Source organism: Devriesea agamarum, assembly GCF_900070355.1.
In the GTDB taxonomy this organism is placed as follows: domain Bacteria; phylum Actinomycetota; class Actinomycetes; order Actinomycetales; family Dermabacteraceae; genus Devriesea; species Devriesea agamarum.
This window is the reverse complement of record NZ_LN849456.1, coordinates 278,233-299,090: the sequence shown is the minus strand read 5'-3', so window position 1 is coordinate 299,090 and position 20,858 is coordinate 278,233. Positions and strand designations below refer to the sequence as shown.

Here is a 20,858-nt window from a genome sequence, read left to right as displayed (position 1 = left end):
TCAATGCTCATCTGGCGAGACTTACGCCTGCCCAGCCGGGGTCTGGAAACCTCCGCTGGATCCAAACCCGTGATCGCCGCGGGCTGCCTGTGGCAGCTGCGAGACCAGTCTGGGCGTGGTGGGGACAACTGGAAGGATCACCAACTGTGCAATACGGTCGCCAGCGCGGATAGCAAACGAGGCACGCTGATCCGTATTAATTAACGCAACTTTAATCTCACCGCGATAACCGGCATCAACAATACCCGGACCATTGAGGACGGTGACTCCGTGCTTGGCTGCCAGACCCGACCGGGGACACACCATACCCACGGTCCCCGGAGGTAGCGCTACTGCAATCCCTGTGGAAACCAGAGCGCGGCTGCCGGGTTCAATCACCACATCGCAGGCAGAGACCAAATCTAGGCCGGCGTCATCAGGATGTGCACGAGAAGGCAGGGTTGGCTGCGCAGGTGCGTTTCGAGGATGTTCGGCATGATCGCCCTCAGGGGTACCCGACGTTTCCGTGGCAATGAGGGCAACCGGAAGGCCCAGCGCTGTTGATTGCTCTGCGCGGTGGTGTGCAGTCATGCCGTAAACCATACGACAATTAGCGGTGCGACCTGCAGTCACATGATCTGCCCCAGCGCATACCGCCCAGCTGTGGGACGATAGATGCATGCAGGACTCGTCCACTCCCCCGTCCTCACCACCCAACGATGCCTCTCACGTCTCCAGTAGCCCTTCTGACGTTTCTCAGAGCCACCCAGCACCCCTCAGCGAACCCATCTTCTCCGAACGTGTCACACCGTCCGGCCTCGTGTGGTTCATCGGCGGTGTTTTCGGGGCAGCGTTCGGCCTGATTATGGTTCCCGTATCCCCGATGGCAGCGCTGATCACGGGGATTATCGGTCTCATCATCGCCTTAGTGGTGCTCTGGTTCACCTCGCCGGTGATCCGCGTGGACAAATCTGAGATCGCGGCAGGACGCGCCCGGATCCCGCTCAGTTTGCTGGGTGAAGCTGAGATCATCGAGCGTGAACGCATCCAGGCTCTGATGGGGCCAGAAATTAAACCGCTGGCCTACCACTGTTTTCGAGCCTCAGCGCATAGGGCTGTCGTAGCGGAGGTCCTCGACCCTGAAGACCCGACTCCCTACTGGCTGATCTCAACCCGGCGGCCTGAAGAGCTACAGCGCGCCATGTCCATACAGACATCGACAGCGCAATAAGCGGCGGTATTAGCCGGCGAACGCCCTCAAGCCCCGTGTAGCAACCCGCGTGGTAGAAACCTGCATGACCAGGCGCCGCGATTTAGGGACGCAACGCAGGTTGATTAGCGGCGCGGCACAGATCGATCAGTGTCACATACATCAGCGGCACACGAATTTCTGGAGACGCTGATCATCCACGTCACAAGCAGTCCTCACACGACGCGAGGCTCACGCTCTAGGCCGCGCCGGGTTCTCCTCAAGCACTGACGCTTTAGGCCCCAACCTCGCGTTCGGCCTGTGGGCCGGGCCCGCGTCAGGCTTCTTCAGCGCGATAAAACCCGTTCAACCCGGCCACCACTAGGCACGTGCATGTAACGTGGCACGACCCCGACAATGTCAGGACGCACACTCTTTACAGATGATCAGATTGCCCTCCACATGATCAATCTGACTGCGGTGCTTCACCAAGAAGCATTCACCGCAGGTGAATTCATCTGCCTGGCGGGGCAGCACTCGCACGGAGAGCTCCTCACCGGAGAGGTCCGCTCCGGGTAGCTCAAACCCTTCCGCGGCTTCTACCTCGTCTTCATCAACCGACGGGGTCGAAGATTCATTGCGGCGCCCTTTAAGTTCCTCGATTGAATCCTCTCCGAGGTCTTCGTCGGTCTTGCGGGGGGCGTCGTAATCGGTGGCCATCGATGGTCCGTTCCTGGTAGAGAGTGGGGGTCGCGCTCGTTGCACCGTGCGGCGGACACAGGGCCCGCACGTCAGGTGACGCGGAACGACCCGTGATTATTCCACCGCCACCCACAAAGATGCAATTAGAAACTTAAGCTTTCTAGAAATTTCACAAGTCAAGCCTATGACCAGCGGAAACACACCGACCCACATGAGGAGACAAGTGGGGACTATCTACCCAGGCGGATCGGATTCGGTCAGCATAGCGGATCGAGCCTGCTGATCAGCCAGAGCGTTCAGCCGCTCCGACTCGTAGCGCCTCCCCTGCACCGATGCCCCGGCCCACTATGATCGACGCACGAGCACTCCCGCGACCCGTACGGGAAGGCGCACCGAGGAAAGGACAAGGATGCGAGAGCTCGAGTTGTCCGGTCTGCACGACGATGGCGACCACGTCGTACTCACCGACTCCGACGGCGAGCGATACACGCTTCTGATTGACGACGCCCTTCGCGCCGCCGTTCGGCGAGATCGCCCCCTTTTAGGAACCATTCAGGCTGACGAACGCACCCCGGTACGCCCTCGCGAGATTCAGTCCATGCTGCGCTCCGGACTAGATGCTGAAGAAATTGCAGCATCCTCCGGCCTACCCGTCGACCACATTCGACGTTACGAAGGTCCGGTACTGGCCGAACGCGCATTTATCGCTGAACGGGCCCGCAACTTCCATGTGGGACGGGGAGGCGGCCCTACCCTGAATGACGTTGTCGAGGACCGCCTACTGACCCGCCAAGCTGACCCTGAGCAAACTTGGGATGCATGGCGACGCCCCGATGGCACCTGGACACTGCACATGGTGTTTACTGCCGCGGGTCGCTCGCGCAGCGCGGAATGGGTCGCTGATATGACGCGTCAAAGCGTAGTGCCTGCCGATGATGAAGCGCGCTGGCTCACCGACGATGAAGACGAGGAACCCCCTCGGGGCAGGCCCCGGCTGAGCGCGGTCAAGAGCTGGGTTTATGACGTGGAAGCAGATGGCGGCGTCACTGAGCAGCCTCAGCACCTGCCGCTTCGCCGGATCCCCCCGCGCCACTACGGTCATCCTGCGGCGCGGTCCGGGCAGATTGACGAAGCCACCCTGGATGCGTTGAATGCGCGGCGCGGTATTCGCGCGGTTCCCAATAACTCGGCGCCCTCTGCCTCCGAATCCTCCAATACCCCCAGCCCTGCCGAGGACAACGGCAGATGGCCTCGATCAAGCCTCCACCCGGGCGCCGACACTAATTCCACAACCGAACCGCTGTTTGACAATGGTCAGCTTCCGGACACCACCGGCACGGTCCGGCCCCTGTGGGAAAGCCTTGACGTGGCGCAGACTCCGGCCAAGGTGCTGGCCCCAAACTCGCAGCCAGCTATGCCGAGTTCAGTCACTCCCAACTCCGCTTCCAGCGCGGCAAGCCCCGCATCCGGTGAGAGTGCAAGAACAAGCCCCCTATCTGTATCTCCGGTCAGACCGCTAGAGCATCCACACTCCACCACCGCCACGACCGGTGATAATTCGCAGACGCACCAGAGCGCGCACAGCTCGGCAACCAGCGAGTCCAGCCCTAGTTCTGCAAACTCTCAGTCCCAGGACACGTCCTCCAAGGCGCCAGATAAGACGGTTCTGCCGCCTGAGATGGATCCGGCGGCTCAGAAAGACGCTAAGGGACCCGCTAAAAAGACCAAGGGGCAGGGTCGTTCCAAGCGTTCCAGCGTCCCCAGCTGGGACGAGATCGTTTTCGGACCTCGAGGTGGCTAACTTCTAACTTGTGCACCGTCGTCAGCGCATCATCAGCCAGGCTTAGACGAGAACGTGTACCAGCGGGATGAGGCATTCCTCGGGGGTTGCGGAGCCGTGAACACCCGCTAGATTCATCGCCTGCTGTGAGTGATGGCGGGAGTCAGCCACAATTGCTCGCTGCCTCGCCAACACAATCAGATCCCCAAACCGAGGACGCATCCTGCGCGCCGTAGCGTCCGAGGCAGTGGCCCCTGACCCCACGGATCCCGAGCCAATGGATTCTGAAACAGTAATCTCCGGCGGACCAAAAAGTCCTGCGGCGAGGGCACACTCACTGGTCATGACGTGAGCGAACTGACCTAGTACGTCCTGCCAACGAGTGACGGCCTGATCCGGATCCACCCCGGTTTTCAGCACGATTACCCCGGCGCGAGGTTCGCCGGCAATCAGATCGATGTCGTCGGCGAGCGGCGTTTTGGCCAGGTCAATAATGTGCTGAGGATCTGTGTCCACCATGCCGTGGTCAGCCAGCATGCTCACCCTGGTTCCACGCGGCAGCCGGCGAAGCAACGCCCCAATATCGGCATCCACATCTTCGAGAGCGGTTCGCCAAGACTCTGAGCGCGTGCCGCCGACATGCCCTGCGTGGTCAATATCCCGCAGATGCACATACACCAGGCCATCCGGCCCCGCGGCACGAACCGCGCTCAACACCGTATCGACCCGGCCACTATGCGCAGCATGGCCCATAAAACCCCACCCGTGATATAGCGCGCGGGTAAGGCCTGAGGTTTCAAAGTTTCTGGGCCCCACCTGGATGCAGCGGCGATCAGTTCGTTGCGCAATATTCGGTAACGGCATCCACACCCGCGGATCGAGCCTGTCATCCCAGGCCAGATGTGAAAACACCCGGCGTTGATCCGGGTCAAAACCCTCGTAGCCGCAGATGCCGTGCCGGAGGGGACTCTCGCCCGTCATCAGCGATGCCAATGCCACGGCGGTGGTGGAAGGTAAAACGGTGCGGATTGTGCGGGTATCGCGGGCTAGGGCGCGCAGGGTCGGGGCGTGAGCGCGATGTTCCTCCAGCAGAAGGGAACCCAGACCATCCAGAAGCAGCACCACATCGCGCCCCTGGCGATGTGCGGCAACGTTCGCCATCACATCGACAATGCCTGGCCGCTGTCCACGCGTCCACGGCGCAGGCAGCCAATCATCCGGCATCTCGACCTGCTGGCCACTGCTCGTCGAGGACGACAGGTTCACAGGTCAACAGCTTCGGTGAGTGCCGCATGGAAGGCGAGCGCGTCGGCCACTGCTTGTGCGCCATCCGCAATGGCGCTGACGCGCAGGGCAATGTCGGACGGGGATGCGGTGCCGGAGTATCCGTGGTCGGCCTGACAGTGAGGGTCATCGCACCAAGCTCGTTCCAGATCCAGCCGCCGGGTATTGCCCCACGTGATCCCCAGGGTCACTTCGCTTTCCTGATCCTGAACCCGCGACCCATCCGTGGGAAAGACCTGGGATAGACCCACCGCGACGATCCGCGATAACCGGACTTTTTCGGTGGAGGCGATGACCTGCATCGGGTTCAAGTCGTCGGCGGGGTCATCATCGACATGAACAACCACCAAATGCCGTGGCGTGAGCGCCAGGACGGTGAGATGCCGTCGAACTTCCGGGCCGTCAAAAGCAGTCTCCGGACGGACAAGATAAGCAGACACTTCCGCGCCAGCAATAGCCCGTTCAAGCACCGCAATGGCGGCCTGAGGGAAATACCCTGCACGATCAAGATCGCCGTGCAGGTCCGAAGGAAGCGTCACGGTCATATAGATATTCTGTCATCTCACCCCGGTCTGCCCGCACAAAGTAGCCCGTGTGATATCAGCATGGCCAACACCCCGCACAGACAGGCGCCCATCTGGGACCGGTGATCAATCCCGTTCAGACATGGATAGCAGAGTTCGTCTCGGTGAATCCACCCGGTTCAACGGCGTGGCGACCTCCACATGAGCGCTCACAATGCTCACCCCGCGCTGCGAGACAATCACCGGGTACAGTTCCAGCTCGCGAATCTCAGGGAACGCCTCCGCAAGCAAACCGACCCGCACCACCACCTCTGCCAGAGCGTCACGGTCCAAGGCTGGCAGCCCCCGGTAGGCGCCGAGTCTGCGAGCCGTAGCCGGGGCGCGCAGCAAGGCATCCACATCGTCTCGAGACAGTGGAGGGATCGCGTAGGCGATGTCATCGAGAAGATCCGTTGCATCCCCGGCCAGGGAAAACGAGATCACCGGGCCAAGGGACGGGTCTTCAACGCTGCGGATCACCACGGGGACCCCAGGCGGGGCCATACGCTGAACTTCATAGGGCGCCTGGCTGAAGGCGAGGTCGCGGCGCATCCCCTCGAAAGCATGCCGTAGATGCACCACATCGGGGATGTCTAACCGCACCCCGCCGAGGTCAGGGCGATGGCGCAACACCGGGTCCGAGCTCTTCAGGGCGACAGGAAATCCGAGTTCCATGGCAGCTTCGCGGGCCTCGTCGAAGGTGGTCACCATCCGACTCGGCATCACATCCAGTCCGTAGCGCGAGAGCAGCTTATGCGCGTACTCCGGTTGCATGCGCGCCGGTCGCCCCTTAGAAACATCAAGCGCTTTAGCAACTAGGCGGCGCACGCCCTCAGGGTTGACATCATCTCGGTGTTCACGAGGCGCTGTCTGCGCAGCCCGGTGCCGACCGAAGTGCACCGCGTCAGCAGCAGCATTCATGGCACGTACCGCGGAATCGTAGATCGGAACCTTCGCACCAAACCGCTTACGAATGGCATCGAACTGGACTGGATCGGTAATCAAGCTAAGGGCAATCGGAATCCCGTGGCGCTCACTGGCGCGCACCATTTCCTCTACCTGATCACTGAGGTCGCCAGTTACCGGATCGAGGAACGCTGCCACCACGAGGTCGAGATCCCCTCCAGACAGCATGTCGTCAAAGGAGCGTCGGATACGTCGCAGATCTGCAACCACCGGGATATCGGCATTGGCGCGCACCACGGTTAAACCGGCGTGGCGAGCCACCCCGCGCATCACCGTGGCGAGCGCGCCCTGATTCGATAGCAACCCGAGACGGCCACCGCTCGGAACCGTCTGGGAGGAGAAAAACTCCAGGGTGTCCAGCAGACGTTCCATGGTTTCGCACTGCACCACACCAGAACTTGCCAGCACCTGATCGAGAGCACGGCGAGAAAGACGGGAGCTTCGCACCTGGTGGCCGGGTGGCGTCGTGATGGAGCTTGAGAGCGGACGCAGCACCGCCACGGGTTTGTGGCGGGTGAGCCGACGCGCAATCCGCGTGAACTTGCGCGGATTACCCATTGACTCCATGACCAGGCCGATCACCTCGACGTCCGGGTCGTCATCCCAAAATTGCAGACAGTCATTGAGGGACACGTCCGCTCGGTTCCCCGCGGATACGAAGGTTGCGAACCCAAGACCGCGGCGATCAACCCCGGCAAGCAGCTGAACGCTTAACGCGCTGGATTGTCCGGCCAGCGCGAGACGTCCAGGTTTTGGCATCCGGGGAGCTAAGGAGGCGTTTAACGGATGATCGGGTGAGGTCGTCAACAACCCGATGCTGGCGGGGCCGAGTAAACGGATGCCGTGGGCGCGGGCGGCACACACCAGGTCGCGCTGAAGTCGAGCACCGTCATATCCGTCATCGGCGAACCCTCCGGACAGCACAATCACCGACTGCACCCCATGCGCGGCGCAGTCATTGATCACGCTGAGACATTGATCCGCTCTGACCGCCACAATGGCGAGGTCGGCTGGACCCGGCAGTTCGGTTACTCGCGCATAGCTAGTGCGCCCATCCACTTCAAACGCTTCGGGGTTAACCGCGTAGACCGGACCCTCAAAACCGCTGGCTTCGATATTGTCGAGAATCCTCCGACCAAGCGCACGGGGGCGCCGAGATGCCCCGACCACGACGATCGACCGGGGCCTGAGCAGTCGCTTTGTCGCCTGCGCCTCGGCCCACTGTTCTCGTTCCGTCATCACAGCGGTCGAGCGCTCCGTGGGATCGATGGCGAAGCTGACCAGCACAACCCCGTCATCAATAGTGCGTTGAATATCAAATCCGGCGTCGGTGAATACGGCGAGCATCCGATGGTTGGTGGGAAGCACCTCGGCATTAAACCGGCGGATGCCGCGTTCCCGAGCCGCTGCCACCAGGTGCTCGAGCAAGATGGAGCCCAGGCCGCGTCCTTGGAATGCGTCTGCGATGTTAAAGGCCACTTCCGCTTCCTGCGGCCCGCTGCGGTCATACCGACCTACCCCGACGATGTCCTCACCGATTAAGACAATCAAGGCGACGCGATCGTGGTAGTCCACCACCGTGAACTTTTTGAGGTCTCGCGGTGACAGCTCGGCCATCGGGGCGAAAAAGCGAAAGTAGACGGACTCCGGTGATTGCCGTTTGTGGAAGCTTTGGAGTTTGTCGGCGTCATTTGGACGGATTGGGCGCAGGTGGGCTGCGCTGCCGTCGCGCAGGGCAATGTCCGCCTCCCAGTGCGCAGGGTAGCGAGGCCGACGCCAAAACAGGCTCGCTACGTCTTTGTCCGTGATCCGCACCATGTCCATAGCCTAGCCGGGCACGCCAGCGGCATGAGGTGTCCGAGGAAATCCCACTGCTCAGGCATGATTAGAGGTATGGCACGTAGCAACCGCACCGAAACGGCACCCGAGGAGTACGAGGAGAGGATCCTCGATGTCGATGTCGCCACCGAAATGGAGACGTCATTTCTGGAGTACGCCTATTCGGTGATCTATGCGCGTGCACTCCCGGATGCCCGCGACGGGTTGAAGCCTGTGCAGCGCCGCATCTTGTACATGATGGATCAGATGGGCCTGCGCCCTGACCGTGGCCATGTGAAGTCACAGCGCGTGGTCGGCGAGGTGATGGGCAAGTTGCACCCTCACGGCGACACTGCCATCTACGACGCCCTTGTGCGCATGGCCCAGAGTTTTTCTATGCGCCTGCCGCTGGTCGATGGTCACGGCAACTTTGGTTCGTTGGACGATGGTCCGGCCGCGCCACGATATACCGAAGCCCGGTTGGATTCTGCCGCGTTGCTGATGACGGCGTCGCTGGATGAAGACGTCGTGGATTTCGTACCGAACTACGACAACCAGCTGACGCAGCCGGATGTGCTTCCGGCACGGTACCCAAATCTGCTGGTCAACGGGGCCGCTGGAATTGCAGTGGGAATGGCCACCAACATGCCCCCGCACAACCTGGTCGAGGTGGTGGCGGCGGCACGGCACCTTCTAGCCCATCCAGATGCTGACCTCGATGATCTGATGCGCTTTGTGCCAGGCCCAGATCTTCCGACCGGGGGCAAAATCGTCGGGCTGGACGGGATTCGTGACGCGTACCGTACGGGACGGGGCTCGTTCAAAATTAGGGCAACCACTCGGATTGAGAATGTGACCAGCCGTAAAAAGGGCATCGTGGTCACTGAGCTGCCATACCTGGTGGGTCCCGAACGGGTCGCAGAGAAACTGCGCGACGCGGTGCAGGCGAAGAAAGTGCAAGGGATCACGGATTACCAGGATCTATCTGACCGGAAACACGGTCTGCGACTGGTTTTAACCGTCAAAAGCGGTTTCAATCCGGACGCCGTGTTGGAGCAGCTATTTAAGCACACTCCGATGGAGGAGTCTTTCGGTATCAACAATGTCGCGCTGGTCAATGGTCAGCCTCGCACGCTCGGACTCAAACAACTACTTGAGGTGTTCGTTGCCCATCGCATCGATGTCACCCGGCGACGCACTGAGTTCCGTTTGCGTAAGCACAGTGACCGCCTCCACCTCGTGGACGGTTTGCTGCGCGCAATCGTGGACATTGATGAGGTCATCCAGATCATTCGCTCGTCCGATGATGCCGAGTCTGCCCGCACCCGTCTCATGGGTGTGTTCGATCTGTCGCAGATGCAGGCCGAGTACATTCTTGAACTGCGCTTGCGGCGGTTAACGAAATTTTCGCGCATTGAGTTGGAAGCTGAACGCGATGAGTTGCAGCGCGAAATTGACCGACTGCGTGAAATCCTCGGCTCTGAGGACTTACTGCGCGAGATTGTGTCCTCGGAACTGGCCGAGGTGGCCGAGAGCCATGGCAATCCACGCCGCACTATTTTGTTAGAGCGTGCCGCAGAGACCCCGCGTGCCTCGGCAACTCAGTTGGAAATCCCGGACGCGCCCTGCCGGGTGCTGCTGTCGGGAACCGGGCTGATCGCCCGCACGGTTGATGCCACGGAGCCCAATCCGCACGGCAGTCGCGGCACCCACGACGTGGTCATCTCCCATACCGTGACCACAACTCGTTCCGAAGTTGGCGTGGTCACCTCATATGGCCGGATGGTGCGTTTACCGGTGGTGGATCTTCCCACCTTGGCTCCCACGGCTGGCCCGTATTCGTTGGCCGGAGGTTCTCGTCTGACGGATCTTCTCGACCTGGACCGCGGCGAACGCCCGCTCGCTCTGGCTCGGGTTGCCCCGGACGATCTGCGTTCGGGGGGCGGGATCGCGCTAGGAACCCGCTCGGGTGTCGTCAAGCGGGTCACCGCTGATTATCCGCGCGGGGATTCCTTCGAGATCATCACCTTAAAAGACGGTGACGAGGTGGTTGGCGCCATTGATTTGGATGAGTCCGCTGCTCAGGAACGAGATCTGGTCTTCGTGACCTCTGATGCCCAGCTGCTGCATTTCCCCTGTTCCGGAGTGCGACCGCAGGGCCGCGCTGCCGGTGGGGTGGCGGGGATCAAGCTATCCTCCTCAGCGGCGGTCATCGCGTTTTCCGCCGTGGATCCGACCCGACTGTCCGAGGTCATTACGGTTGCCGGGTCTTCAGCGGCCCTCCCGGGCACTCAAACCGGGTCGTTGAAGGTCAGTGCCTTCGATCAGTTCCCGGCCAAGGGAAGGGCGACTGCAGGGGTACGGTGCCACCGTTTTCTGCGCGGAGAAGATGTTCTGATCGGCGCATGGGTGTGCCCGGTTCCGGCCCGAGCATGCACCGAATCGGGAACGCCGCTGGATCTTCCCGAGCCTCTGGGGCGACGGGACGGTTCTGGAACCCCGTTGCCCGCACCGCTGCACGCTGTCGGCTGAGAGCAAGCACGCCTTCAGCGCACGGGATAACCGGCGTGTGCCAGCGCCCCTTTGACCTGATCAATACTCAGCGTGCCGAAATGAAACACGCTCGCCGCCAGCACCGCATCAGCGCCCGCTGCTATAGCCGGCGGAAAATGCTCAGCAGCTCCAGCGCCCCCGGATGCGATCAGCGGCGCTGTGGTTGCTGCCCGGGCCATACGGATGAGGTCGAGGTCAAAGCCTTTGGTGGTGCCGTCAGCGTCCATGGAGTTCAGCAGGATCTCCCCTGCTCCAAGTCGGGAGACCTCCGCAATCCATTCGATGGCGTCGATCCCGGTTCCTTTTCGCCCGCCGTGGGTGGTGACCTCAAATCCGCTGCCGTTGCGAGCTGATCCATCCGGAGTTTCATCAGTGACCCGTCGAGCGTCAATGGACACCACGAGAACCTGGTTGCCAAAACGTTCGGATATCTCACGCACAACCTGCGGACGGGCTATCGCCGCGGTATTAATTCCGACCTTATCTGCGCCTGCCCGCAGGAGCCGGTCAACATCTAAGGGTTCGCGCACCCCGCCGCCGACTGTCAACGGAATAAACACCTGTTCCGCTGTGCGCCGCACCACATCGAGCATGGTGGCGCGTTGTGAGGAGGAGGCGGTGACGTCGAGGAAGGTGAGTTCGTCAGCGCCCATCTGCTCGTAGCGACGGGCACGTTCCACCGGATCCCCCGCGTCGCGAAGGTTTTGGAAATTCACACCTTTGACGACGCGCCCAGCATCGACATCTAGGCAGGGAATGACTCGGGTGGCGAGCATGGTCTCGGCCTTCTTTCTATGCGGCTGGTCGAAGCTAGTTTTTCAGGCGTCGATGCGCTCCCGGTCGAGCTCATCAGCACCTTCAACGATGAATTGTTTACGCGGAGCGACCTCGGAGCCCATCAGCAGTTCAAACACCCGCTCTGCTGCTTCGGCATCCTCAATCCGCACCCGGCGTAGGGTTCGGTGGCGCGGATCCATGGTGGTTTCCGCCAGCTGGTCAGCGTCCATCTCCCCCAATCCTTTATATCGTTGAATTGGTTCCTTATAGCGTTTTCCGCGACGTTCCAGGTTCTTCAATAGTTTGTGCAACTCGTCTTCGGTGTAGGTGTAGACAAACTCATTTGGTTTGCGCCCACCGTGAATAATCTCCACCCGATGCAGCGGCGGAACCGCAGCAAATACCCTGCCCTCATCCAGCAGCGGCCTCATATAGCGGTGGAAAAGGGTTAGGAGCAGGGTACGAATATGCGCCCCATCGACGTCGGCATCCGACATGATAATCACGCGCCCGTATCGAGCCGCTTCCAGGTCGAAGGTGCGACCGGAACCCGCTCCCAGGACTTGAATAATGGCTGCACATTCGGCATTTTTCAGCATGTCGGTGATCGACGCCTTTTGCACATTGAGAATCTTGCCTCGGATCGGAAGCAAAGCTTGAAACTCTGAATTGCGAGCGTTTTTCGCGGTCCCAAGAGCGGAGTCGCCCTCGACGATAAAGAGTTCGCTGCGTGAGACATCGTTGCTGCGACAATCGGCGAGTTTTGTCGGCATCGAGGAGTTCTCCAGTGCGTTCTTTCGCCGAGACACTTCCTTATGCATACGCGCCGCGATCCGGGCCCGCATCTCCGACACAACCTTGTCGATCACCAGCTGTGCCTGTTCCTTCTCGCCTTTCTTCGAGGAGCTAAGGAACTCGGTGAGTTCACGTTCGACGACTTGAGCGACCACCTGACGCACCGCAGAAGTCCCCAGCACTTCTTTGGTCTGGCCCTCGAACTGGGGTTCATCCAGCCGCACGGTCAGCACCGCGGTCAGACCCGCCAAACAGTCGTCTTTATCAATCTTTTCGTTCTTCGCGTTGAATTTCACGCGCCGAGCTTGGTTTTCAACCTGTTTACGGATCACCTTCACCAGCGCCTGCTCAAAGCCCTGAAGATGGGTTCCGCCCTTGGGGGTTGCCACAATATTGACGAACGAACGCACCGTAGTTTCGTAGTCGCTCCCCCAGCGCAAGGCGATATCTACGTCGCAGGTTCGTTCCACGTCGCGCGAGATCATGTGTCCGCGGGAATCGAGCACCGGAACCGTTTCCGTGAAGGTTCCCGATCCCTGGAGCCTCTTCACATCAGAGATTTTCTGGTCGCTGGCCAGAAACTCAACGAACTCGGCAATGCCTCCGTCGAAACGGAACTCATGAGTTTGCGGCTGTTCAGGGGTGCGTTCTAGTCGATCATCGATGATGAATAGACGCAGGCCTGGCACCAAAAATGCCGTCTGCCGGGCTCGGCGAATCAGTTCGTCTAAGACGAAGTGGGCGCCTTTGATGAAGATCTGCGGATCGGCCCAGTATCGGACCCTGGTTCCGGTGACTGCGCGTTTGACCTTACCGATGACCCGCAGTTCTGATCCGTCCGTGAAGGGGGCAAATGGTGAGAGCGGACCGCGGCCGTGTGAATCGTCAAAAACACCGGGTTCCCCTCGCCTAAACGACATGGCATAGGTTTTGCCGCCGCGATCTACCTCAACATCTAGCCGCGCGGACAAGGCGTTGACCACCGAGGCACCGACACCGTGTAAGCCGCCGGATGCCGCGTAGGATCCTCCGCCAAACTTGCCCCCGGCGTGAAGCTTGGTAAACACAACCTCGACACCGCTCAGTCCGGTGCGCGGTTCGATATCAACCGGGATACCGCGGCCATCGTCGCGCACTTCAACACTGCCGTCGGCGTGCAGCTGAATAGCAATATCTGTGGCATTGTCGGCCAGAGCCTCATCGACGGCGTTGTCGATGATTTCCCAGAGGCAATGCATGAGCCCGCGGGAATCAGTGGATCCGATATACATACCCGGACGCTTGCGCACCGCTTCCAGGCCCTCGAGCACCTGTAAGTGCCGGGCATTGTATTCGGAGGGCGAGGTTTTCGGCTGAGCTGGGGTACTGGAGGACACCCAAGGATTCTACTGACTTCCGGTTGCGCGGTGAGCGAACCGGGGCGTTATCCAGGTGTGTGCTTGGCCCAGATTTGTTTGAATGGCTGCCATGAGCACGACTCTTGAAGCCCCTGTTCTGTCCGCCCACGATCGCTGTGATCGTTGCGGCGCTCAGGCATACGTCAAGGTGACCCTGACCGCAGGGGGCGATCTCGCATTCTGTGCGCACCATGCGCGCGCCCATGCAGATGCCCTGCGTCCGCTGGCCTCCGCTGTTATTGATGAGACCGACCGTCTTCAGCCCCAGCCTGTGGCTGTGAACTAAACGTTCTGACGCATACATAGAGCAAGCCCGCCTCCCGGATACTCCGGGGGCGGGCTTGCTCTATGTATGCGGTCTCAGTCCAGGTAGTCGCGCAGAACTTGCGAGCGGGACGGGTGGCGCAGTTTACTCATGGTTTTCGACTCGATCTGACGGATGCGTTCGCGCGTGACTCCGTAGACCTTACCGATCTCATCGAGGGTCTTAGGCTGACCGTCCTCGAGCCCGAAGCGCATCGAGACCACTCCCGCTTCACGCTCGGACAGGGTGTCCAATACCGAGTGCAGCTGTTCCTGCAGCAGGGTGAAGCTCACCGCATCCGCAGGTACCACAGCTTCCGAATCTTCGATCAGATCGCCGAACTCACTGTCGCCATCTTCACCTAGCGGAGTGTGCAATGAGATCGGTTCCCGACCGTACTTCTGCACTTCGACGACCTTTTCGGGCGTCATATCGAGCTCGGCTGCCAGCTCTTCCGGCGTGGGTTCACGCCCAAGGTCCTGAAGCATCTGGCGCTGCACGCGGGCCAGCTTATTAATGACCTCCACCATGTGCACAGGAATACGAATGGTGCGGGCCTGATCAGCCATGGCGCGAGTAATGGCCTGGCGGATCCACCAAGTGGCATACGTGGAAAACTTGTAGCCCTTGGTGTAGTCAAACTTTTCAACGGCGCGAATCAGGCCGAGGTTGCCTTCCTGAATGAGGTCCAGGAATAGCATCCCGCGTCCTGTGTACCGCTTAGCGAGGGAGACCACGAGGCGGAGGTTCGCTTCGAGCAGGTGGTCCTTGGCTTGTCGTCCGTCTTCAGCGATGATGCCGAGTTCTCGTCCGGCCTTGGTTTTGACGATCGACGGGTCTTCTTTGAGCTTGTGCTCTGCGTACAGGCCTGCCTCAATGCGCTCGGCGAGCTCAACTTCCTGCGCGGCGTTCAGCAGCGCGACCTTACCGATCTGCTTGAGGTAATCCTTCACCGGGTCGGCGGTCGCACCCGCGGTCACGACCTGCTGGGCAGGAGCGTCATCGTCGGAAGTCGAGAACACGAATCCGCTCTCGGGTTCATCGTCGTCCTGCGCTGTTTTCGCGACGTCCTCTGCGTCTACAGCCTCGTCTTCATCCGGAGCATCTTTAGCTGCGATGGTTCCGGACGCTTTCTTGGCGGCCGTCTTTTTTGCAGTGGCGCCACTGGCAGCAGTCTTTTTCGCAGTGGCTTTCCTCGCGGTGGTGCGCGCGGATGCCTTGGGGGCGGCGGCTTCTTCAGGCGCTACCGACTCCGCATCGGCTTTGTCGGCTTCTACGGCAGCCGTCGACGCGGCAGCTTTAGCGGCTGTTTTAGTCGTCTTCGCCGCAGCTGTTTTTGCTGTAGAAGACGTGGCCGTCGTCGCCTTTTTAGCTCGCGTGGAGGTTGCTTTCTTTGCGGCAGTTTTGGCCGTTCCGAGCTTTTTGGTGGTGCCTTTAGCCGACTCGGAATCCTCATCAACAGAGGCCGTGGCCGAGCTTCGTTTCTGGGTCGCAGCCACCGCCCGGGTGCCGAGATCGTCCTCAAGGGTGATGCCGCGTGCAACCAACGCCTTTTCCAGCAGCAGAATCCGATCGGAGGGGAGACCTGCCGACAGTGCAGCGTCGCGAAGCCCGGATCGAGTCACCGACTTTGCTCCGGACACGCGACGAACCAAGGAGCGCACCGCAGGAGTGTCGAACTCGGAGGGCATACTCGGGGGAACCGGTGTGGGCACGGGTATCCTTCTTCCGGTGATCGTGGAGTGTGGGGTCGTCCTCCATGCCGTCAACTCTGATTGGTCTACCACTGGCAGACGCGCAGAATCGGTAAGCACCGATCACAACGCCGATCATGGTCGGTGTCGTTCACGGTGCCGCGGGCAGGACGATAACTCGTACATTATAACCAGGCCAACGCGACGGACCATCTGAGTATTCCCTGATGCGCTCTCCGTGCACCAGTCAAGATATCCTTTGACCTGGGCTTTTGTCTGAGCTGAGATATTTGGGGCGGCTTAGAGATCACATCTGGTGCGAGCCCTGCCCGAGGGTTTGACGGTCGACAGCCGCATGGTTCGCCGACGCGTTTATTCAATGGGGGCGTTTATTCAATGGGGGCGTCGCGGGACGTGGCATCCTTGACCACCAGAACGGGACAGGGCGCTTCCACGAACACTCGCTGGGCAGCCGCGCCAAGGCTGAGCTTGCCAAATCGGGATTTGCGTTTAATACCGATCACCATCATGTGAGCCTGGTGGCGTCGACCGACCTCCAGCATGAATTCTCCGGCATCCACGTCCGCGGAGGTTTCCACAATCGGCTCGTCCAGGGTGTCGGCCCGCGGTATTTCCGATGAGACATCCGCCAGTAGCTCACGAACGTGGGCTTCATCCGCACAGGTGAGCTGCCCCTGTTCATCGGTGTAGCCGTGGGCGGCGATGACTACGCGGGTGCGCATCGCAACAGCTTCCTGTACCGCGGCGGCGAGCGCTGCTCTTCCCTGTTCGGAGGGCATATACCCCGCGACGATACTCATTCTTCTCGTCCTCCAGTACAGGCCGTTGGGCAGCCCGTCCACATCGACATTTCTTCGGCGACACGCCGAATCCCCCGGCTGGCTACGTTTAACTGGCCTGGGTGTCGGTCGCGCCTTTGGAGAAAAGGGTATCCCCGACTAAAGCTTGCAGCCACTCGGAGATCTCCGGCGAGGAGGCGAGGAAGGCGTCGTGTCCACGTGGAGAGTGCACGCGGTGCAGCGTTGCCTGTGAAATTCCATCGGCTATGCGCTGACTCTGCCGATAGGGAAATAGCCGGTCTGTATCGATACCGACGACCAGTGTGCGGGCCGTGACCTGTGACAATGCCGCTTCAACGCCTCCTCGGTGGCGGCCGACATCATGGGTATTCATCGCCCGCACCAACGCTATATAGCTGTTGGCGTCGAACCTTCGGATCAGCTTGTCGGCGTGGTGATCGAGATATGAGGTCACTGCATGGCGACCGTCGTGGTCGGAGGGGTCCTCGCCGGTTTGGGACCGCTGTCCAAAGCGTTGATCGAGCTCATCTGCCGTGCGATAGGTGATGTGGGCGATTCTCCGGGCGATGCCGAGACCTGCCGATGGCCCGTCGCCGCGGTCGTGATAGTAGTCCCCTCCGTTAAATCCTGCTGAGGATCGAATGGCTTCGATCTGGGCACTATTCCACGCGATTTGGTCGGCGCTTGAACAGGCCGTGGTCGCGATGAGTGCTAAGCGCTGTACCTGAGTGGGATGAGTAATGGCCCATTCCAAGGCTCTCATCCCGCCCATTGATCCGCCGATCACCAGGGACCAGGCCGCAATTCCAAGGTGTTCGCGCAGCCTATTTTCCGCGGACACTTGATCGCGCACCGTGAGGATCGGAAAACGCGACCCCCAGGGGTTTCCGTCGGGGCCTAATGAGGATGGTCCGGTGCTTCCCTGGCAGCCTCCGAGCACATTGGGGGCGACGATGAACCAACGCGCGGGATCCAGCGGTTTTCCCGGCCCTACTAAGTCATCCCACCAGCCGGGAGTGGGGTGACCGGGGCCTGCCGGGCCAGTGACGTGGGAGTCACCGGTCAGCGCGTGCAGCACGAGGACGGCATTGGGGGCGTCGGGTCGGTAGGTTCCCCACGTCTCATATGCGACCTGCACGTCCGGGAGAGTATGACCGTTCTCGAGCGGCAAGTCTCCAACATGTGCGAACTGGCGATGGCCGATGGGATCTCCGGCGAGCCATGCTCCCGTTGGTCTTTGGTCCGCAGGCCGGCTCCTTCGGCTCGTGGAAGCAGTTTGTTGTTGCCCCAGGTCTGCGGCCGATCCGAGGGGCGCGTTGCGGCGAATATTCTCGATAACGCTCAACGGCGTGTCACTCCTGTCTCGGCTAGATGGGGCGGAGAGAGTCGATCGCGGTTGGCCCCGGCGAGGTAGAGCCTTTCTCGATCACAGCAGCGCGGAGCGGCGACAGGTTGGGGACATAAGATGCTCTGCCCAGGCGGGAAGAAGACCTGTCTCCGTTAGCTGGAGCACCAATCGTGCCAGAGGGTGGCCCGGCACATGGGTAAGCACCTTCAGAGCTCGCTGGGAAGCGGTCGCAAGCCGGGCATCCCACCATGCCAACAAAGCGTGCACGGCAGCCGCTTGTGCCCACCCGCCCACCAGGGTGTGTCCGGCTTGATGCGGGGTTATTTCTGGGGAAGGGACGCCGATTGCCACGAGGGCTGCAAGGTCGTCATCCCAGCTTCCACCTGCGCAAAGATAGGGGTGGGGATGAAGCATTGGATCCCTGACCAAACCTTTGATCGCGTCCGATTCAGTCAGCGGTGTCATGGCCGACAGCTGCACGAAATATGCGATCAGATCGTCTCGCGCGGAGGTCTCAATAATGCTGGTCATCAACGTCCGTATACGTTCACACATGGCCATAGGAGCCTCGGTATCCATAGTTGAATCCGTGGTCTCCGTGTCTGTCGCGGGTGGCCATTGACTGCCCACTGTTCGGCGAGCGGTCACGAATCTCTCCCAGGCTCGACGGGGTTCAAGGGTGCATCCCGGGGCTTCCTCGGCATAGACCAGGTGTTGTATACGACGGTGTTGTTCACTGGGGATGTATGGGTCCGTCAGTCGTAGCGGAGGTAACGGAATCCCGCGTGCCACGGTCGCGGCGGCGTACCGAGTGTCCATCCAGGGAATCAGGGCGCGAGCCGGTTTCAGGCTCAATGATCCGTCACTGGAGACGCTGAGGATGCGACCAGATTCGATGCACCAACAGGTCGGGATGTCTACCCCCATCCCCTGCCAGAAGGCCTGTATCAGCGGCACCGCACGCACTGCGAGGTCAGCAATCGCTTCTGCTAAAGGTTCGAGGCTTTCATCGTTAGGTTCGACCGCTGTGGCATTGCCGTACGGGGCCGATCCGATCATGAGCATTAGGGCACCTGTGCACCCGCGGTGACGCAAGGCATCGGCTACGTCGGTGAGCGCGTGCTGAAGGGAGTCGAGTGAGGCGTCTTCGTTCGGCAGGTCGCCGAGGTGGACTCGTAGGACCATTACGGCTTCACGCCGGTCTATATATCCGATCAAGATTAGGGAGTTCACGGGCACTGATCCGCATGCGAGCACGGCGTATGCGAGGAGTTCAGACGGGTCGTGGGCTGCCAGGGAGGATCCCGACGTGCGAAAAGGGGCTGTATCCATAGTCGAAGACTCGCGGAGTAGGTGCCACAGAAAAAGAGCCCCGCTGATGTCGGTCATACCCGGGCACTAGCCACCCTGTGGATAGGTGAGCAAGCCGCCGCCTCCCACTGGGACCAACCCTGGGATCTGGGATGTCTCGCCATGCAATAGCGGCCTTTATGAGAAGATGGCAGCCCACACCGCAGACTCCCGGTAGCGACCATGACCTGCGATATTGTCCTTTTCGAGATGGCGAAACCAGGAACAGTGATGACCACGACACCGCACATGCACGATGTGTCCTTCCGGGTCCGGGAGGCGCTCAGCAAGCACCTCAACCGGCGACGCACTGATTTGACTGCCATTTCTCACCAGATTGGCGATCTGGTCGACGACCTCGAAAGCTACCTCGGCGGTGGCAAAATGCTGCGGCCCCAGTTCTGCTACTGGGGCGGGATGGCGGTGCCACAGCCATCCGCCTCCTCAGATGAGGCATTGATCCGGCTCGGCACGGCAATTGAACTGTTACAGGCTGCTGCCCTCATCCACGACGACGTGATCGATCACTCCCCCACCCGGCGAGGTCGGCCCGCCATCCACGTCGCCGCAGCCTCAGCCCACCGGGCTCGTGGTTTACACGGCGATCCCGAGGCTTTTGGGGAGGCCACCGCGATTATTCTCGGCGACCTTGCCTTGTCGTGGAGCGAGCAGCAAGCTGCACCAGATCTCGATGGGCTGCCCCGGGCGCGAGCTGTATTCGACCTCATGAGAACCGAAGTAATGGCTGGTCAGTACCTCGATGTTCTCCACCAGGCCCACGGATTCCATCACCACCAGGCCAATCCATCGGCGGGTGCAATACCCAAAGGCACTGATCAACTCCGTACGCGTCCCCCCGGTAGTAGCAGCACTCAACGCCCCGAGGATCGCGCGACCGCCACTGTTCAGGACGTGCTGGCCGAGTGCGCCCACGATGAAGCAGCCGCTTTCGCGGTCATCCGCTGGAAAACCGTCTCCTACACGGTGCTGCGTCCTTTGCAGCTGGGAGCCGCAGCAATGGGAGCTAATCACGACCTGCTGCACACACTCGAACAGTTCGCGATCCCCCTGGGAACCGCGTTCCAACTGCGCGATGATCTTTTGGGGGTCTTTGGCGACCAGGCCAACACCGGAAAATCTTCCACCTCCGACCTCACCGAAGGGAAACGGACGGTTCTGCTATCCCGTACCCGGGCCGCACTGGCACATGAACCACAGCACCTTGCAGACCTCGATCGCATCATCGGGAATCCGCAGGCCTCTGCGAACGACCTCGCTCAGGCGCAGCACCTCATGTCCATATCGGGAGCAGCCACTTCGGTACTCAACGAGATCGACACCCTGCGCAGCACCGCCCGCAATGTGCTGACCCGCGCCAGCCAGGAGCAGCTCACATCGAGCGCGGCCTCAGCGCTCATCGACCTGCTGCTGGCTGCAACGGATACCTCGGGACTTGAGGCGAGCCTCACGGCTTAACGCCCTCTCACGCCCGCTCGCCCCGGTCCCGGGCCGGACCCGAACAAGACCAGTATCGGCCA

Annotated in this window: 16 protein-coding genes; 5 read left to right on the top strand and 11 right to left on the bottom strand. The window is 60.8% G+C overall.

The features are described from left to right. Window positions 1–21 precede the first annotated feature (21 nt). Window positions 22–570 carry a dUTP diphosphatase gene (gene dut / locus BN1724_RS01270; protein ID WP_084252648.1) on the bottom strand — a complete coding sequence of 183 codons (549 nt, stop codon included), beginning with the start codon at window positions 568–570 and terminating at the stop codon, window positions 22–24. 88 nt (window positions 571–658) lie between these two features. Here dut and BN1724_RS01265 point away from each other — a divergent pair, with 88 nt between their 5' ends. Beyond that, window positions 659–1,210 (top strand): DUF3093 domain-containing protein, encoded by a 552-nt coding sequence (locus BN1724_RS01265; protein WP_058233909.1) that lies wholly within the window; start codon window positions 659–661, stop codon window positions 1,208–1,210. A gap of 378 nt (window positions 1,211–1,588) precedes the next feature. On the opposite strand, the gene BN1724_RS01260 is transcribed toward BN1724_RS01265, so the two are convergent. Beyond that, complete coding sequence (locus BN1724_RS01260; RefSeq protein WP_058233908.1) at window positions 1,589–1,888, bottom strand: DUF4193 domain-containing protein; 300 nt, start codon at window positions 1,886–1,888, stop codon at window positions 1,589–1,591. A gap of 391 nt (window positions 1,889–2,279) precedes the next feature. Here BN1724_RS01260 and sepH point away from each other — a divergent pair, with 391 nt between their 5' ends. Beyond that, window positions 2,280–3,671: a septation protein SepH gene (sepH, locus tag BN1724_RS01255; RefSeq protein ID WP_058233907.1), complete on the top strand. Its 1,392-nt coding sequence runs from the start codon at window positions 2,280–2,282 to the stop codon at window positions 3,669–3,671. 42 nt (window positions 3,672–3,713) lie between these two features. Here sepH and BN1724_RS01250 read toward each other — a convergent pair whose 3' ends face one another. The 3 genes from BN1724_RS01250 to BN1724_RS01240 all read right to left on the bottom strand — a co-directional run bounded on the left by BN1724_RS01250 (window position 3,714) and on the right by BN1724_RS01240 (window position 8,281). Next, window positions 3,714–4,916, bottom strand: coding sequence for an alkaline phosphatase family protein (locus tag BN1724_RS01250; RefSeq protein WP_157085706.1), 1,203 nt, complete (start codon window positions 4,914–4,916; stop codon window positions 3,714–3,716). Then, on the bottom strand, window positions 4,913–5,479 hold the full coding sequence (locus BN1724_RS01245; RefSeq protein WP_058233905.1) for a DUF5998 family protein: 567 nt from the start codon (window positions 5,477–5,479) through the stop codon (window positions 4,913–4,915). The genes BN1724_RS01250 and BN1724_RS01245 overlap by 4 nt, the downstream gene beginning before the upstream one ends. A 105-nt stretch (window positions 5,480–5,584) precedes the next feature. Next, window positions 5,585–8,281 (bottom strand): bifunctional acetate--CoA ligase family protein/GNAT family N-acetyltransferase, encoded by a 2,697-nt coding sequence (locus BN1724_RS01240; RefSeq protein WP_058235657.1) that lies wholly within the window; start codon window positions 8,279–8,281, stop codon window positions 5,585–5,587. Window positions 8,282–8,356: 75 nt separating this feature from the next. On the opposite strand from BN1724_RS01240, the gene BN1724_RS01235 reads away from it, so the two are divergent. Beyond that, window positions 8,357–10,813, top strand: a complete 2,457-nt coding sequence (locus BN1724_RS01235; RefSeq protein WP_058233904.1) for a DNA gyrase/topoisomerase IV subunit A — start codon at window positions 8,357–8,359, stop codon at window positions 10,811–10,813. Window positions 10,814–10,827: 14 nt separating this feature from the next. On the opposite strand, the gene hisF is transcribed toward BN1724_RS01235, so the two are convergent. After that, window positions 10,828–11,610 (bottom strand): imidazole glycerol phosphate synthase subunit HisF, encoded by a 783-nt coding sequence (hisF, locus tag BN1724_RS01230; RefSeq protein WP_058233903.1) that lies wholly within the window; start codon window positions 11,608–11,610, stop codon window positions 10,828–10,830. A gap of 42 nt (window positions 11,611–11,652) precedes the next feature. After that, the gene (locus BN1724_RS01225) at window positions 11,653–13,782 is read right to left on the bottom strand and encodes a DNA gyrase/topoisomerase IV subunit B (protein ID WP_058233902.1); all 2,130 of its coding nucleotides are present in this window, start codon (window positions 13,780–13,782) and stop codon (window positions 11,653–11,655) included. 91 nt (window positions 13,783–13,873) lie between these two features. Between BN1724_RS01225 and BN1724_RS01220 the strand changes: the two genes are divergently transcribed. Next, window positions 13,874–14,089, top strand: a complete 216-nt coding sequence (locus BN1724_RS01220; protein ID WP_058235656.1) for a DUF7455 domain-containing protein — start codon at window positions 13,874–13,876, stop codon at window positions 14,087–14,089. A 74-nt stretch (window positions 14,090–14,163) separates the two neighbouring features. On the opposite strand, the gene BN1724_RS01215 is transcribed toward BN1724_RS01220, so the two are convergent. The 4 genes from BN1724_RS01215 to BN1724_RS01200 form a co-directional block, all read right to left on the bottom strand. Next, complete coding sequence (locus BN1724_RS01215; protein ID WP_058233901.1) at window positions 14,164–15,798, bottom strand: RNA polymerase sigma factor; 1,635 nt, start codon at window positions 15,796–15,798, stop codon at window positions 14,164–14,166. A 392-nt stretch (window positions 15,799–16,190) separates the two neighbouring features. After that, a complete protein-coding gene (locus tag BN1724_RS01210) occupies window positions 16,191–16,622 on the bottom strand; it encodes a universal stress protein (protein WP_058233900.1) in 432 nt (143 codons plus the stop codon). Window positions 16,623–16,710: 88 nt separating this feature from the next. Next, entirely contained in the window at window positions 16,711–17,967 is a 1,257-nt protein-coding gene (gene metX, locus BN1724_RS01205; protein WP_407919293.1) for a homoserine O-acetyltransferase MetX, read from the bottom strand. Window positions 17,968–18,048: 81 nt separating this feature from the next. Beyond that, entirely contained in the window at window positions 18,049–19,302 is a 1,254-nt protein-coding gene (locus tag BN1724_RS01200) for a DUF4192 family protein (RefSeq protein ID WP_172797060.1), read from the bottom strand. Between the two features lie 249 nt (window positions 19,303–19,551). Here BN1724_RS01200 and BN1724_RS01195 point away from each other — a divergent pair, with 249 nt between their 5' ends. Next, a complete protein-coding gene (locus BN1724_RS01195) occupies window positions 19,552–20,796 on the top strand; it encodes a polyprenyl synthetase family protein (protein WP_172797059.1) in 1,245 nt (414 codons plus the stop codon). The last annotated feature ends 62 nt before the right edge of the window (window positions 20,797–20,858 follow it).